The 17251-nt window shown below is 74.0% G+C and carries 3 protein-coding genes; all 3 read right to left on the reverse strand.

Going from position 1 to position 17251, the window contains the following annotated elements; all coding sequences use genetic code 11:
- Positions 1–163: 163 nt before the first annotated feature.
- Positions 164–910: a futalosine hydrolase gene (locus OG776_RS00400; protein ID WP_329323606.1), complete on the reverse strand. Its 747-nt coding sequence runs from the start codon at positions 908–910 to the stop codon at positions 164–166.
- Complete coding sequence (locus tag OG776_RS00405; RefSeq protein WP_148009563.1) at positions 907–1974, reverse strand: glucose-1-phosphate thymidylyltransferase; 1068 nt, start codon at positions 1972–1974, stop codon at positions 907–909. Before OG776_RS00405 ends, OG776_RS00400 begins: the two co-directional genes overlap by 4 nt.
- A 107-nt stretch (positions 1975–2081) precedes the next feature.
- Complete coding sequence (locus OG776_RS00410) at positions 2082–17234, reverse strand: type I polyketide synthase (protein WP_329318054.1); 15153 nt, start codon at positions 17232–17234, stop codon at positions 2082–2084.
- Between the last annotated feature and the right edge of the window lie 17 nt (positions 17235–17251).

Consider the following 17251-nt stretch of genomic DNA (forward strand, 5'->3'; position numbering starts at 1 on the left):
CATGTCCCGGGGGTGGACGGTTTCCGTGGCCCCGGCCGGGTTGTCTGGGGAAACCCTTGGAAATCATCACCGCAGGCCGGGGACGTGGCGGTGGACACGGCGAAGCGGCGGGGCCGGGCGACGTGGTCGCCCGGCCCCGCCGCGTCGCGCCGGCCGTGTCCGCTCAGGTGTACGGGGGTGGGGGGCCCTTCTCCAGGACGGTGCGCAGGGCGGCGAAGGCCTCCTGGAGGGCGGCGAGGGCCTCGCCGATGCGCCAGGCCGCACGGTCGCGGGGGCCGACGGCGTTGGAGACGGTGCGGATCTCCAGTACGGGGATGCCGTGCGCGGCGGCCGCTTCGGCGACGCCGAATCCCTCCATGGCCTCGGCGCCCGCGTCGGGGTGGGCGTGTGCGAGGGCGCGGGCGCGGGCGGCGGTGCCGGTGGCGGTGGAGACGGTCAGGACGGGGGCGTGGGCGGCGCCGAGGGCGCGGGCCGCGGCGGCGGCGAGACGGGGCGGGCAGGTGTGGGTGGTCCTGCCGAAACCGAGGGTGTCGACGGGGAGGAAGCCGTCCGGGGAGTCGGCGCCGAGGTCGGCGGCGACGATGCGGTCGGCGACGACGGCGGCGCCGACCGGTGCGTGGGGGGCGAAGCCTCCGCCGATGCCGGCCGCGACGACGAGGTGGTAGGGCTCGTCGCGCAGGGCCGCCGCGGTGAGGGCGGCGCCGGTGGCGGCCGCGGCGGCGGCCGGCCCGACGCCCCCGGCGAGCAGGTCGGCGCGGAGCGGGCCGGGGGCGGTGCCGTCGCCGGTGCGTCGCAGGACGTGGCCGGGCAGGGCGTGTTCGGCGGGGGGTGCGGCGGGTTCCAGGCCCCGGGCGGCGGCTTCGCGTTCCGCGGTGACGGCGGTCACCACGAGCAGCCGTACGGGGGTCATGACGGGATCTGCACGCGGCCGTGGTCGCCGATCACGAACCGGTGGGCGGCGGGCAGGCGTGGGGCGAGGGTGACTTGGACGTTGCGGCCGATGAGGGAGGCCTCGACGCGGCGGATGCGGTCGAAGGAGGAGTCGCGCAGCACGATGGAGAACTCGATCTCGCTGGCGGTGATGCGGCAGTTCTCGGCGACGGAGGTGGAGGGGCCGATGTAGGAGTCGGTGATGACGCTGCCGGCGCCGATGACGGCGGGGCCGACGATGCGTGAGTTGCGCACCACGGTGCCGGCCTCGATGCGGACGCGTCCGATGATCTCGCTGGCCTCGTCGACGTGACCGTCGATGCGGGTCTCCAGGCGTTCCAGGAGGGTGCGGTTGACCTCCAGCATGTCGTTGACGTTGCCGGTGTCCTTCCAGTACCCGGTGATCACGGTGGAGCGCACGGCGAACCGCTGCTCGACCAGCCAGCGCAGGGCGTCGGTGATCTCCAGTTCGCCGCGCGGGGAGGGGGAGATGGCGCGGACGGCGTCGTGGATGTGGGGGGTGAAGAGGTAGACGCCGGCGACGGCGAGGTCGCTCCTGGGGTGCTTGGGCTTCTCCTCCAGGTCGATGACGTTGCCGCTGTCGTCGATGACGGCGACGCCGAAGGCGGTGGGGTCGGGGACGCGGGTGAGGAGGATCTGCGCGTCGCAGCGGTCCTTGCGGAACTCGTCGACGACGTCGGTGATGCCGTCGAGGACGAAGTTGTCGCCGAGGTACATGACGAAGTCGTCGTCGCCGAGGAAGGGGCGGGCGATGAGGACGGCGTGGGCGAGTCCGAGGGGGTCGCCCTGCGGTATGTAGGTGATGTCCAGGCCGAAGGCGGAGCCGTCGCCGACGGCGGCCTCGATCTCCTCGGCGGTGTTCCCGACGATGATGCCGACTTCGGTGATGCCTGCTTCGGCGATGGCTTCGAGGCCGTAGAAGAGGATCGGTTTGTTGGCGACCGGCACCAGTTGCTTGCTGGACGTGTGGGTGATCGGCCGCAGTCGCGTACCGGATCCCCCCGCGAGCACGAGAGCCTTCACAGTTCCATCCAGGTGACGAGTGGCTGATCGGCCGGTGGTCGCCGGGGCGTCCACGCGGCCGGGTGGGGTGGGGGCGGCCGTCCTTGCCGGACGGCCGCCTCCGTGGTTCATGCGCCGCCGAGTTCGGTCTCCAGGAACCGGCGCAGTTCGTCGTCCGACACCTCGTCCGGGTGGCCGGTGCCGGCCGCCTGGTGCGCCGCGGGTGCGGCGGCGTCGAGTTGGGCGAGCAGCCGCTGGAGCCGGCTGCGGAGTCCGTCGTGGAGTTCGTCGTAGGGTCCGGCCTCGGCCAGTACCTGCTGGAACTCTCCTTCCATGTGGTCGAGTCGGGCCAGCACGGAGTCGCCGGTGGCGGGGGCCGTGCCGTTCGCCGCGGGGGCGGGTGCGGGGGCCATCCGGGTCAGCAGGTGCTCGGCGAGTCCCGCGGGGGTGGGGTAGTCGAACAGCAGGGTGGCGGGGAGGCGGACGCCGGTGACGGCGCCGAGCCGGTTGCGCAGTTCGACGGCGGTCAGGGAGTCGAAACCGACCTGCAGGAAGCCCCGTTCGGGGTCGATGGGGTCGGCCGAGTCGTAGCCCAGGACGAGGGCCGCCTGGGCGAGTACCGCCTGCAGCAGGGCGCCGTGGCGCTCGGCGGCGGGCAGGGCCGCGAGGCGTTCTTGCAGACCGTCGGCGCTCTCCGGGGCCCGGGTGTCGGCGGCCGTGCCGCTCGCGCGGGCCGGGCGTGGGGTGCGGGCCCGGACGAGGTCGCGCAGCAGGTGCGGTACGGATCCGTCGGAGGCGCGCAGGGCGGCCGGGTCGAGGGCGGCGGGCGCGAGGAAGACGTCCGGTGCGTCGAGGGCGGTGTCGAGCAGGGCGAGGGCTTCGGCGGTGTCCATGGGCTGGACGCCTCCGCGTCGCACCCGGCGCAGGTCGGCCTCGCCGAGTTTGCCGGTCATGCCGCTGCGTTCGGCCCACAGTCCCCAGGCCAGGGAGAGCGCCGGGTGTCCCTCGGCGGCGCGCCGGGCGGCGAGGGCGTCGAGGAAGGCGTTGGCGGCCGAGTAGTTGCCCTGGCCGACGCCGCCGAAGGTGCCGGCGAGCGAGGAGAACAGGACGAGGGTGACCGGCCGGGCGTGGCGGGTGAGGCCGTCGAGGTGTGCCGCGGCGTCGGCCTTGGCCCGCAGGACGGTGTCCATCCGCTGGGGGGTGAGTGCTTCGACCACGCCGTCGTCGAGGACTCCGGCGGTGTGGACGACGGCGGTCAGCGGGCGGTCGGCGGGGAGGCCGGCCAGGAGTGCGGCGAGGGCGTCGCGGTCGGCGACGTCGCAGGCGGCGACGGTCACCCGGGCGCCGTGGCCGCGCAGTTCCTCGGCGAGTGCGTCCATGCCCTCGGCCTCGGCGCCTCGCCGGCTGGCCAGGACGAGGGAGGTGACGGCGTGGGTGGTGGCGAGGTGGCGGGCGACCTGCCGGGCGAGCACTCCGGACGCCCCGGTGACCAGGACCGTGCCGGACGGGTCGATGCCGGTGAGCGGCCCGGTGCCGGTAGTGGCGCCGGGGTCCGTGAGGTCCTGGGCGCGGGTCAGGCGCGGGGCGAGCGCGATGCCGTCGCGCAGGGCCGTCTCCGCTTCGCCGCCGGCCAGGACCGCGGGCAGCAGGTCCAGGGAGGCGGGGGTGCCGTCGTGGTCGAGGAGGCCGAAGCGGCCCGGGTTCTCGGCCTTGGCGGCGCGGATCAGGCCCCATACGGCGGCCTGCGCCGGGTCGGTGGCCGCGGCGTCGCCGGTGTCGGTCGTCACGGCGTGGCGGGTGGTGAACACCAGCCGTGCCGGGGCGAACGTCTCCTCCCGCAGCCAGGCGCCGGCCAGTTCGAGGGCTCGGTGCGTGGTCTCGCGGACGGCGTCGGCGAGGTCCGGGGCGCCGGTGGTCGTGGGCAGGGCGACCAGGACCGCCGGGGGCAGCGGGGCGCCGGCGGCGATCTCGGCGCGCAGGGCGTCGAGGCTGTCGTGGCGGCTGACCGGGCCGGTGTGGCGGGCGGCCCAGTCGTTCAGGTCGGTGTCGGCGTCGACCAGGGCCGGTGCCGGGGCGGTGCCGGTGTCCGTGCCGGCGGGTGTCCACCGCACCCGGTAGAGGCCGGCGGTCCCGGCGGGCCGGGCCGGGCGGGTGCTGTCGACGGGGCGCAGCACGAGTCCGGTGATGCCGGCGACGGGTGCGCCGGTGGCGTCGGCGACGTGGACGGCGTACTGGTGGTCTCCGCGCGGGGTGAGGCGTACGCGCAGCGCGGCGGGTCCGGCGGCGGTCACCGACACGCCGGTGAAGGTGAACGGGACGACGGTGGGTCCGTCGGCGTCGGCGACGAGTGCCACGGTGTGCAGGGCGGCGTCCAGGAGCGCGGGGTGGACGGTGAAGTCCCCGGCGCGTTCGGGGGCGGTGCCGTCCTGCGGGGCGATCTCCGCGTACACCTCGTCGCCCAGGCGCCAGGCGGCGCGCAGGCCGCGGAAGGCGGGGCCGTAGTGGAAGCCGTTCTCGGCGATGCGGGTGTACAGGCCGGACACGTCGAGGGGTTCGGCGCCGGCGGGCGGCCAGGGGGCGGTGCCGGGGTGCTCGGGCGGGCCGGCCGGTTCGTCGCCGAGGGTGCCTCCGGCGTGCCGGACCCAGGGCAGGTCGGTGTCGCCGCGGGTGTCCAGGGGCCGGGCGTGGACGGTCAGGGCGCGGGTTCCGGAGCCGTCGGAGGGGGCGACGGTGACCTGGAGCTGGAGGGCGCCGGTGCGGGGCAGGACGAGGGGGGTCTCCAGGGTGAGGTCGGTGACCTGGGCTGCTCCGGCCCGTTCGCAGGCCTGCAGGGCGAGTTCGAGGAACGCGGTGCCCGGGAAGAGGACGCTGTCGCCGAGTGCGTGGTCGCGCAGCCAGGGCTGGCGTTCCACGGACACGGTGCCGGTGAGCAGGACGCCGTCCGAGCCGGCCAGCGGTACGGCGATGTCGAGCAGCGGGTGTCCGGCGGCCTCCAGTCCGGTGTGGGCGACGTCGCGGGTGCTGGGGGTGGCCTGGAGCCAGTACCGGCCGCGCTGGAAGGGGTAGGTCGGCAGGTCGACCCGGTGTGCGCCCAGCGGGGCGAGCAGGGTGGACCAGTCGGGTGCGTGGCCGCGGACGTGCAGGCGGGCGAGCGCGGTGGTGAAGGACTCGTTCTCGTCGGTGTCGCGGCGCAGCAGCGGGACGAGGGTGGCGTCGCCGGTGACGCAGTCGCCGGCCAGGGCGGTCAGTACGGCGCCGGGGCCGATCTCGACGTAGGTGGTGATGCCCTGTTCCTCCAGGGTGCGTATGCCGTCGCTGAACCGGACGGCCTCGCGGACCTGGCGTCCCCAGTGGGCGGGGTCGGCGATCTCCTGTGCTCCGTAGGGGGCGCCGGTGACGGCGGAGATCACGGGCAGGTCCGGTGCGCGGTGCGGGAGGTGGGCGGTGAGGGCGGTGAACTCGTCGAGCATGGCGTCCATGCGGGGCGAGTGGAAGGCGTGGCTGACGTTCAGGCGCCGGGTCTTGCGGCCCTGGGCGGCGAGTGCGTCGGCGACGGCGCGCACCGCGTCCTCGTCCCCGGAGACGACGGTGGCCAGGGGGCTGTTGAGGGCGGCGATCGCGGCCCGGCCCTCGTGGCCGGTGAGCAGGTCCCGTACCTCCTGCTCGGATGCCTGTACGGAGATCATGGCGCCGCCCTCCGGGAGGGCCTGCATGAGCCGGCCGCGGGTGGCGACCAGCAGGCAGGCGTCCTCCAGGGTGAGGACTCCGGCGACGTGCGCGGCGGCGATCTCGCCGACGGAGTGGCCGAGTACGGCGTCGGGCCTGAGGCCGGTGCTCTCCACGAGCCGGAACAGGGCGACCTCGACGGCGAACAGGCCTGCCTGGGTGTAGGCGGTCCGGTCGAGGAGTGCGGCCTCGGGGGTACCGGCCGGTGCGAACAGGATGTCGCGCAGGGGGTGTTCGAGGTGGCGGTCCATGTGGGCGCAGACCGCGTCCAGGGCGTCGGCGAAGGCGTCGTGGCGGGCGTAGAGCTCGCGTCCGGTGCCGGGCTGCTGCGCGCCCTGTCCGGAGAAGAGGAACGCCACCTTGCCGGTGCGGGCCCGGTCCACGCTCAGGAGCGGGTGTTCGCGGCCCTCGGCGAGTGCGGTCAGGGCCTCGGTGAAGGACGCCGGATCGTCGGTGACGACCGCGGCGCGGTCCTCGAAGGCGGTCCGTCCGCGGGCCAGGGACAGCGCGATGTCGGCCGGGCGTGCGTCGTGGGGCGGGGCGAGGTGGTCGAGCAGGCGGCGGGCCTGCTCGCGCAGGGCGGCGGTGCCGCGGGCCGACAGCAGCCACGGCACGACGGGCGCCGCGGACGTTGATGTCACCGTCGCCGTCGTGGTGGAGGCCGGTGCGGGTGTGCCGTTCGCCGGGCCGCCGTCGCTGCCGGTGGCTGCGGTGCGGTCGGTGTGGTCGGCGGTGGTCCGGGCGGCCGCGGGGAGGGCCTGGTCGGTGGGCTCGGGTTCCTGGAGGATGACGTGGGCGTTGGTTCCGCTGACGCCGAAGGAGGAGACACCGGCGCGCCGCGGGGCGTCGCCCCGGTCCCAGTCGCGTTCCCGGTCGAGCAGGCGGACCGCGCCCGAGGCCCAGTCGATGTGCGGGGAGGGGGTCTCGGCGTGCAGGGTGCGGGGCAGGATGCCGTGCCGCATCGCCATCACCATCTTGATGATGCCGGCGACACCCGAAGCGGCCTGGGTGTGGCCGATGTTGGACTTCAGCGCGCCGAGCCACAGCGGCCGGTCGGCGGGCCGGTCCTGCCCGTACGCCGCGAGCAGGGCCTGGGCCTCGATGGGGTCGCCGAGTTTGGTGCCGGTGCCGTGCGCCTCGACGGCGTCGACGTCGGCCGGGGTGAGTCCGGCGGAGGCGAGGGCCTGGCGGATGACGCGCTGCTGCGCGGGGCCGTTGGGGGCGGTGAGCCCGTTGGAGGCGCCGTCCTGGTTGACGGCGGTGCCGGCCACGGTCGCGAGGACGGTGTGGCCGTTGCGGCGGGCGTCGGAGAGCCGCTCCAGGAGCAGCAGGCCGACGCCCTCGGCCCAGCCCGCGCCGTCGGCGTCGGCGGAGAAGGCCTTGCAGCGGCCGTCGGGCGACAGGGCGCGCTGCCGGCTGAACTCGATGAAGGTGTCCGGTGTGGAGATCACGGTGACACCGCCGGCGAGGGCGAGGCCGCACTCCCCCGACTTCAGGGCCTGCACGGCGAGGTGCAGGGCCACCAGGGAGGAGGAGCAGGCGGTGTCGACGGTGACCGCCGGGCCTTCCAGGCCGAAGGTGTAGGCGATGCGGCCGGAGGCGACGCTGCTCGCGCTGCCGGTGGCCAGGTAGCCCTCCAGGCCCTCGGGTGCCTGGCGGGCCCGGGTGCCGTAGTCGTTGTAGTTGGAGCCGATGAACACGCCGGTCTGGGTGCCGCGGACGAGTTCGGGGTCGATCCCGGCCCGCTCCAGCGCTTCCCAGGAGGTCTCCAGCAGCAGCCGGTGCTGCGGGTCGACGGCCACCGCCTCACGGGGTGAGATCCCGAAGAAGGCGGGGTCGAACCGGTCGGCGTCGTAGAGGAATCCGCCGTGCCGGGCGTAGGAGTGGCCGGGCTTGTCGGGGTCGGGGTCGTAGAGGTTGTCGACGTCCCAGCCGCGGTTGTCGGGGAACTCGCCGATGGCGTCGGTGCCGTCGGTGACGAGGTTCCACAGTTCCTCGGGCGTGGTGACGCCGCCGGGGAAGCGGCAGCCCATGCCGACAATGACGATCGGGTCGTCGGCCGGTGCCGGGAGCCGGTCCGTCGTGGTGGTGTCCACGGCGGTGCCGTGGTCGTCGGTGAACAGTTCGGTGTCGAGGTGGGCGGCGAGCGCCGCGGCCGAGGGGTGGTCGAAGGCCATGGTGACGGGCAGCCGCAGCCCGGTCGCCTCGGCGAGCCGGTTGCGCAGTTCGACGGCGGTCAGCGAGTCGAAGCCGAGGTCGCGGAAGGCCCGGCCCTCGGGCACGGAGTCGATGTCGGTGTGTCCGAGGACGGCCGCGGCCTGGCGGCGGATCTCGGTGAGGAGCGCGGCGCGCCGCTCGGCGGGGGTGAGGCCGCGCAGCCGGGCCGGCAGCGGCGGGCCGTCCTGTGCGGCGGTGTCCTTCTCGGTGTGTTCGCCGTCGGTGGCGGCGGCGCGGGCCTCGGGGAAGTCGCGCAGTGCGGCGAAGGCGCGGGCGGTGACCAGTTTCCAGTCGACGTCGGCGACGACGAGGAACTCCTCGTCCTGGTCGAGTGCCTGCTGCAGGGCGGACACGGCGAGTTCGGGTTCCATGGGCGGCACGCCGTCGCGGCGCAGTCGCTGGGCGACCTCGTCGCTGACCATGCCGCCGCCGGCCCAGGTGCCCCAGGCCATGGACGTCGCGGGCAGGCCCTCGGCGCGCCGCTGGGCGGCGAACGCGTCGAGGAAGGCGTTGGCGGCGGCGTAGCTGCCCTGCCCGGCGCGTCCGAGGGTGCCGGCCATGGAGGAGAACAGGACGAACGCGGTCAGGTCGAGGTGGCGGGTCGCCTCGTGCAGGGCCAGCGCGGCGTCCACCTTCGGCCGCAGGACGCCGTGGGCGCGCTGCGGGGTGAGGCCGTCGATGACACCGTCGTCGATGATCCCGGCGGTGTGCACGACAGCGGTCAGGGGGCCGCCGCCGGGCAGGTCGTCGATCAGCCGGCGGACGGCGTCACGGTCGGCGACATCGCAGGCGACGACGGTGGCCGGGGTGCCCGACTGGGCGAGTTCGGCGACGAGTTCGGCGGCGCCGGGGGCCTCGGGCCCGTGCCGGCTGACCAGGACCAGGTGTTCCGCGCCGCCGCGGGCCAGCCAGTGGGCGACGTGGCGGCCGAGGCCGCCGGTGCCGCCGGTGACCAGGACGGTGCCGCTGGGCGACCAGGCGGGTCCGGCCGGGCGGGGGCCGTCGCCGGCGCGCACGAGGCGGCGGGCGAACAGGCCGGAGGGGCGCAGGGCGACGTGGTCCTCGTCGAGGGATCCGGACAGGGCGGCGGCGAGCCGCCGGCCGGCCCGGTCGTCCAGGGTCTGCGGCAGGTCGATCAGGCCGCCCCAGCGCTGCGGGTACTCCATGGAGGCGATCCGGCCGAGGCCCCAGGCCATGGCCTGCAGCGGGTGGTCCAGGGTGTCGTTGCGGTGCACGGAGACCGCGCCGCTGGTGGCGCACCACAGGGGTGCGTCGAAGGACGCGTCGCCGAGCGCCTGGACGAGGGTGGTCATCAGGACGAGCCCGGTGGTCAGGGCGCATTCGTCGGCCCAGGGACGTTCGTCGAGGGCCAGCAGGGACAGGATGCCGTGCACGGGGCCGTGGGCCGCCTCCTGCTTCAGCAGGTCGGCGAGCCGGTCGCGTTCGGCCTCCCGGGCTCCGATGACGAGGGTGCGCAGGCCGCCGTCCGCCCGCTCGGCCACCGACGAGGTCACACCGCGTACGAAGTCGCTGTTCTCCTGTCCCTCGGGGACGACGAGGAGCCAGGTGCCGTCGAGGGTGAGGGGCGTGTTCTGTTCGGGCTTGGGCCGCCAGGCGATGCGGTAGCGCCAGCTGTCGAGGGTGGAACGCTCGCGGTGGCCGCGGCGCCAGGAGGACAGGGCGGGCACGACCGCGCCCAGGGACTCCTGGTCCTCGATGCCGAGGGTGCGGGCGAGGCTTTCGACGTCGCCGTCCTCGACCGACGCCCAGAACCCGTCGTCGGCCAGGTCGACCCCGCCGAACATGACGGGGCCGGCGAAGGGTCCGGCCGGCTCGGGCGCGTCCAGCCAGTAGTGCTGGCGCTGGAAGGCGTAGGTGGGCAACTCGACGCGCTGCGGACGCTGTTCGGCGAACGCCTGGGTCCAGTCGACGGTGACGCCGCGTGTCCAGGCCTCGCCGAGGGAGGTGTAGAAGCGGGCGAGTCCGCCCTGACCGCGGCGCAGGGTGCCGGTGACCACGGCCTCGGCACCGGCCGCCTCCACCGTCTCCGCGACGGGAACGGTCAGCACCGGGTGCGGGCTCATCTCCAGGAACGCACCATGACCCGACGCGACCAGCGCCCGCACAGCGGGCTCCAGCTGGACGGTCTGACGCAGGTTCGTGTACCAGTAGTCGGCATCCGTCTGCGCGGACTCGATCCACTCCCCCGTCACCGTCGAGAAGAACGGCACCCCCGGCTCACGCGGAACGACCGGAGCAAGAACCTCCAGGAGTTCGTCCCTGATCCGCTCGACGTGCGCGGAATGCGAGGCGTAATCGACCTCGACCCGACGCACCCGCACCTCCTGCCCGCCCGCCCGCTCGACCAGCTCATACAGGGCGTCCGCGTCGCCGGAGACCACGACCGAGGTCGGGCCGTTGACCGCCGCGACCGAGATACGGCCCTCCCAGGCCGCGATGAACTCCTCGGCCCGCTCCCGCGAGAGCGCGACCGACACCATCCCGCCCTGACCGGCCAGCGCGGTGATCGCACGAGAGCGCAACGCCGCCACCCGCGCACCGTCCTGCAACGACAACGCACCCGCAACGACCGCGGCCGCGATCTCACCCTGCGAATGACCCACCACCGCGGACGGACGCACACCGAACGACTCCCACAACGCCGCCAGCGACACCATCACCGCCCACAGCACGGGCTGCACCACATCCACCCGGTCCAGCCCGGGAGCGCCTTCCGCGCCCCGGACCACATCCATCAACGACCACTCCACCAACCCGTCCAGCGCCGCCGCGCACTCACCGAAGCGAGCCGCGAACACCGTGGAGGAATGCAGGAGTTCCACCGCCATCCCCACCCACTGCGCACCCTGACCCGGGAACACGAAGACGGTGTCGATGTCCTCGCCGACGCGTTGGGTGGTGCCGCGGACGAGGGCGGGGGTCGCCTCGCCGTCGGTGAACGAGGTGAGGGAGGTCAGCAGTTCGGCGCGGTCGGCGCCGACGACGACGACCCGCTCCTCCAGCGCGGCGCGGCCGGTGGCCAGGGAGTGGGCGATGTCGACGGCGGCGGCGTCACCGGCTCCGACGGCGGCCACGAGGCGTTCGGCCTGGGCCTTGAGGGCCTTCTCGGAGCGGGCCGTGACGAGCCACGGGACGACGGGGCCGTCCGTCCGGGGAGCGGGCTCGGTGGCTGCCGCCCCGGGCCGCCCGGACGTGGCCGGTTCGGGCAGGGACGGTTCGAGTCCGGGCCGCTCGGTCGCGGACGGTTCGAGCTCGGGCCGTTCGGGTGCGGGCTGTTCGATGATGATGTGCGCGTTGGTGCCGCTCACGCCGAACGAGGAGATGCCGGCCCGTCGGGGGTGGCCGTTCTCCGTCCAGGGCCGGGCCTCGGAGAGGACCTCGACCGCGCCGGCCGACCAGTCCACGAACGACGACACCTCGTCTGCGTGCAGGGATTTGGGCAGCACACCGTGCCGCATCGCCTGCACCATCTTGATGACCCCGGCCATGCCGGAGGCGGCCTGGGTGTGGCCGATGTTGGACTTCACCGAGCCGAGCCACAGCGGCTGGTCGGCGGGCCGGTCCTTGCCGTAGGTGGCCAGCAGCGCCTGGGCCTCGATCGGGTCGCCGAGCTTGGTGCCCGTGCCGTGCGCCTCCACCGCGTCGACGTCGACGGCCGACAGGCCCGCGTTGGCGAGGGCGGCGCGGATGACACGCTGCTGGGAGAGGCCGTTGGGGGCGGTCAGACCGTTGGACGCACCGTCCTGGTTGATCGCCGAGCCACGGACGACCGCGAGGACCTCGTGGCCGTTGCGGCGGGCGTCCGAGAGCCGCTCCAGGAGCACCATGCCGACGCCCTCGGCCATGCCCATGCCGTCGGCCTCGGAGGAGAAGGGCTTGCAGCGGCCGTCCACCGCGAGCCCGCGCTGCCGGCTGAAGCCGACGAGGCCGATGGGCTCGCCCATGACGGCGGCGCCACCGGTGAGCGCGAGGGAGCACTCTCCGGAGCGCAGCGCCTGCAGGGCGAGGTGCAGGGCGACCAGGGCGGAGGAGCAGCCGGTGTCCATGGTGACGGCCGGGCCCTCCAGGCCCAGGGTGTAGGAGATGCGGCCGGAGGCGATGCTGGTGACGGTCCCGGTGATGAGGTGGCCCTCGAGGCCTTCCGGTACCTCGGAGCGTGACCCGTATCCCTGGTGGGAGGCGCCGACGAAGACGCCGGTGGGGCTGCCGTGGAGGCTGTCGGGGGCGATACCGGCCCGCTCCAGTGCCTCCCAGGCGGTCTCCAGCAGGAGGCGCTGCTGCGGGTCCATGGCGGTCGCCTCGCGAGGCGAGATCCCGAAGAACGCGGCGTCGAACTCGGCGGCGTCGTGCAGGAATCCGCCCTCACGGGCGTAGGTCGTACCGGCCCGGTCCGGGTCGGGGTCGTAGAGGTTCTCGACGTCCCAGCCGCGGTCGGTGGGCAGGGTGGACACCGCGTCGGTCTCGTCCAGGACGAGGTTCCACAGTTCGTCGGGGGTGGTGACGCCGCCGGGGAAGCGGCAGCTCATGGAGACGATGGCGATGGGCTCGTCGTCGGGGGCGGCGGCCACGGAGGTGGCGGCGGCCGCCGGCGCGGTGTCCTCGGCGAGGGTGTCGGGGACGAGGTTCGTGCGCAGGAAGCGGACGAGGTCGCGGACGTTGGGGTGGTCGAAGACGATCGTCGCCGGGAGGCCGAGGCCGGTGGCGGCGTTGAGGCGGTTGCGGAGTTCGACCGCGGTGAGGGAGTCGAAGCCCATCTCGCGGAAGGCGCGGGTGACGGCGACCTCGGCGCTGTCCGCGTGGCCGAGGACTCCGGCGACCTCGGTGCGGACCAGTTCGAACAGCACGCGGTCGCGTTCGGATCCGGACATCTGGGCCAGTTCCGCGCGGAGCGTGTCGGCGCGGCTGACCGCGCCGGCGACGACGGCCTCGTCGGCCTTCATCGCCTCGGCGACCTCGGGCACCTCGTGCAGGAGCGGTCGCGGGTGCGCGGCGGTGAAGACCGGGACGAAGCGCTCCCAGTCGATGTCGGCGACGGCGAGGAAGGTGTCGTCGTGGTCGAGTGCCTGTTGCAGTCCCTGGACGGCGAGTTGGGCGTCCATGAAGGGGATGCCGCGCCAACGCAGCTGTTCGCGGACGATGTTGACGGCCATGCCGCCGCCTTCGGGGCTCCAGATGCCCCATGCCAGGGACGTGCCGGTCAGGCCGCGGGCGCGGCGGTGGTCCGCGAGGGCGTCGACGTAGGCGTTGCCGGCGGAGTAGGCGCCGTGGTCGCCGCTGCCCCAGGTGCCCGCGACGGAGGAGTACAGCACGAACGCGTCGAGCCGGTCGTGGTCGAAGACGGCGTCGAGGTTGGCCGCTCCGAGGACCTTGGCGCGCAGGCCTTCGGCGAAGAAGTCGAGGTCCGTCTCGGCGAGCGGTGCCAGCAGGCCGACGCCCGCGGTGTGGACGACGGTGCGGATGGCGGGGCCTTCGGCCTCGACCTGTGCCACGAGCCGGGTCAGTGCCTCGCGGTCGGCGACGTCGCAGGCGGCGATGGTCACGCGGCAGCCGAGGGCGGTGAGTTCGTCGGACAGTTCGCTTGCGCCGGGGGCGTCGAGGCCGTGCCGGCTGGTGAGGACCAGGTGCTCGGCGCCGCTGCGGGCGAGGAGGCGCGCGGCGTGGCCGCCGAGGCCTCCGGTGCCGCCGGTGACCAGGGCGCTGCCGCTGGTGGTCCACGTCCGGGCGGCCCGGCGGCCGGAGAGCGGTGCGCGGACCAGGCGGCGGATGTAGGTGCCGGAGGGACGCAGGGCGATCTGGTCCTCGTCGCCGGCGGCGGCGAGGGTCTCCACGAGTGCCGCTCCGGTGCGCGCGTCGAGTTCGGCGGGCAGGTCGAGGAGGGCGCCCCACAGTTTGGGCTGTTCGAGGGCGGTGACCCGGCCGAGGCCCCAGACGGCTGCCTGGAGCGGGTGTGTCACGGTGTCGCCGGCGATGCCGGTGGTGGCGGACTCGGTGGTCAGCAGCCACAGCCGGGTGTCGGTCCCGGCGTCGAGGAGGCCCTGGAGGAGGGCGACCGACTGGGTGAGGCCGACGGTGGGTCCGGCGTGTCCGGGGGCGGGGCGCTCGTCGAGGGCGAGCAGGGAGACCACGCCGCGTACGGGGGTGGTGGCGTCGGCGGCGACGATGTCGGTGAGCTGTTCGGCGACGGCGGTCCGGTCGAGGTCCGTCTCGTGCATCACCAGGGGGACGGTCGCGGCGCCGGCCTCGACGAGGAGGCGGGTGACGGTCTGGACGATCGCGGCGTCCTGGTGGGTCTCGGGGACGACGACGAGCCAGGTGCCGTCGAGGGCCGGGGCGGGCGTGTCGGATTCGGGCCGGGGCCGCCAGACGATGCGGTAGCGCCAGCTGTCGAGGGTGGAACGGGCCTGCCGCCCCTTGCGCCACGACGACAGAGCCGGCACGACCGACCCCAACGACTCCCGGTCCTCGATCCCGAGCGTACGGGCGAACCCTTCCAGGTCACCGTCCTCGACACTCTTCCAGAACGCCTCGTCCACCGGATCCGCCGCGGCTGACGCCTTCGGCAACTCCAGCCAGAACCGCTGACGCTGGAAAGCGTAGGTCGGCAACTCGACGCGCTGCGGCCGCTGTTCGGCGAACGCCTGGGTCCAGTCGACGGTGACGCCGCGTGTCCAGGCCTCGCCGAGGGAGGTGTAGAAACGGGCCAGACCGCCCTGACCGCGGCGCAGGGTGCCGGTGACCACGGCCTCGCTCCCGGCCGCCTCCACCGTCTCCCCCACCGGAACAGTCAGGACAGGGTGCGGGCTCATCTCCAGGAACGCACCATGACCCGACGCGACCAGCGCCCGCACAGCGGGCTCCAGCTGGACGGTCTGACGCAGGTTCGTGTACCAGTAGTCGGCATCCGTCTGCGCGGACTCGATCCACTCCCCCGTCACCGTCGAGAAGAACGGCACCCCCGGCTCACGCGGAACGACCGGAGCAAGAACCTCCAACAGCTCATCCCTGATCCGCTCGACGTGCGCGGAATGCGAGGCGTAATCGACCTCGACCCGACGCACCCGCACCTCCTGCCCGCCCGCCCGCTCCACGAGCTCATCCAGGGCGTCCGCGTCACCGGAAACCACGACCGAGGTCGGGCCGTTGACCGCCGCGACGGAGATACGGCCCTCCCAGGCGGAGATCAGCTCCTCGGCCCGCTCCCGTGAGAGCGCGACCGACACCATCCCGCCCTGACCGGCCAGCGCGGTGATCGCACGAGAGCGCAACGCCGCCACCCGCGCACCGTCCTGCAGGCTCAACGCACCCGCAACCACCGCCGCGGCGATCTCACCCTGCGAATGACCCACCACCGCGGACGGACGCACACCGAACGACTCCCACAACGCCGCCAGCGACACCATCACCGCCCACAGCACAGGCTGCACCACATCCACCCGGTCCAGCGGACGGCCCTCACGCACCACCTCGAGCAGATCGAAGTCCACGAACTCGCCCAACGCCGCCGCGCACTCACCGAAACGAGCCGCGAACACCGGCGAAGAGTCCAGGAGTTCCACCGCCATCCCCACCCACTGCGCACCCTGACCCGGGAACACGAAGACGGTGTCGATGTCCTCGCCGGGGTTGTCGGCGAGGCCGCGCGCCACGGTGGGGGGCTGTTCGCCGCGTGCGACGGCGCGCAGTGCGGTGAGGAGTTCGGCGCGGTCGGCGCCGACGACGGTGGCGCGTTCCTCCAGCGCGGCGCGGCCGGTGGCCAGGGAGTGGGCGATGTCGACGGCGTCGGTGCCGCCGTTTTCGACGGCGGCCACGAGTCGTTCGGCCTGGGCCTTGAGGGCCTTCTCGGAGCGGGCGGACAGCAGCCAGGGAAGGGCGGTGGGGGTGGTGAGGGGGGCGGGTCCGGCGGTGTCGGTCTCCTCCGGTTCCTCGTCCTGGGGTGCCTGTTCGAGGAGGACGTGGGCGTTGGTGCCGCTGCCGCCGAAGGAGGAGACACCGGCGCGGCGGGGCCGGCCGGTCTCGGGCCAGTCGACCGCCTCCGTCAGGAGTTTCAGCGTCTCGGCGGACCAGTCGACGTGGGAGGTGGGCTCGTCGACGTGCAGGCTCTTGGGGAGGATGCCGCGGCGGAGGGACTCGACCGTCTTGATCACGGCGGCGACGCCGGAGGCGGCCTGGGTGTGGCCGATGTTGGACTTCACCGAGCCGAGCCACAGTGGCTGGTCGGCGGGCCGGTCCTTGCCGTAGGTGGCGAGGAGTGCCTGGGCCTCGATGGGGTCGCCGAGTTTGGTGCCGGTGCCGTGGGCCTCGATGGCGTCGACGTCCTGCGGGGTGAGGTCGGCGTTGGCGAGGGCGGCGCGGATGACGCGCTGCTGGGAGGGGCCGTTGGGGGCGGTGAGGCCGTTGGAGGCGCCGTCCTGGTTGATGGCCGAGCCGCGGACGACGGCGAGGATCTGGTGGCCGTTGCGGCGGGCGTCGGAGAGCCGCTCCAGGAGCAGGACGCCCACGCCCTCGCCCCAGCCCGTGCCGTCGGCGCCTTCCGCGAACGGCTTGCACCGGCCGTCCGTGGCCAGGCCGCGCTGGCGGCTGAACTCCACGAAGTTGCGGGTGGTGGCCATGACGGTGGCGCCGCCGGTGACGGCCATGGAGCACTCGCCGGTGCGCAGGGCCTGCATGGCGAGGTGGAGGGCCACGAGGGACGACGAGCACATGGTGTCCAGGCTGACCGCGGGTCCCTCGAAGCCGAAGCTGTAGGAGAGGCGGCCGGAGAGGACGGCCGCGGAGCCGCCGGTCAGCAGGTGGCCCTCGACGTCGTCGGGGGCGTTGCTGCCGTCGACGGCGTAGCCCTGGTTGCTGGAGCCGATGAAGACGCCGGTGCTGCTGCCGCGCAGGGTGTTGGGGTCGATGCCGGCCCGTTCGAACAGCTCCCAGGTGGTCTCCAGCAGGAGGCGCTGCTGCGGGTCCATGGCCAGGGCCTCGCGCGGGGAGATCCCGAAGAACCCGGCGTCGAACTCGGCGGCGTCGTAGAGGAAGGCGCCCTCACGGACGTAGCTGGTGCCGGTCCGGTCGGGGTCCGGGTCGTAGAGCGCGTCGAGGTCCCAGCCGCGGTCGGTGGGCATGGCGGCGACGGTGTCGGTGCCCTCGCTCACCACCGTCCAGAGGTCCTCCGGGGTGCGGACTCCGCCTGGCAGGCGGCAGGCGGTCGCCACGATGGCAACGGGCTCGTGCTCGCGGGTCTCGAACTCGGCGAGCCTGCGGCGCGTCTGCCGCAGGTCCGTGGTGACCCGCTTGAGGTAGTCGCGGAGCTTGTCCTCGTTGTTGTCCATGGCAAAAAGTCAGCCCT

The organism is Streptomyces sp. NBC_01689, from assembly GCF_036250675.1.
Taxonomy (GTDB): Bacteria; Actinomycetota; Actinomycetes; order Streptomycetales; family Streptomycetaceae; genus Streptomyces.

What these genes read in the sequence shown, in the direction of transcription:
- OG776_RS00410 (WP_329318054.1), bottom strand. Translation starts at nt 17,234, where the DNA reads ATGGACAACAACGAGGACAAGCTCCGCGACTACCTCAAGCGGGTCACC.
- OG776_RS00400 (WP_329323606.1), bottom strand. Translation starts at nt 910, where the DNA reads ATGACCCCCGTACGGCTGCTCGTGGTGACCGCCGTCACCGCGGAACGC.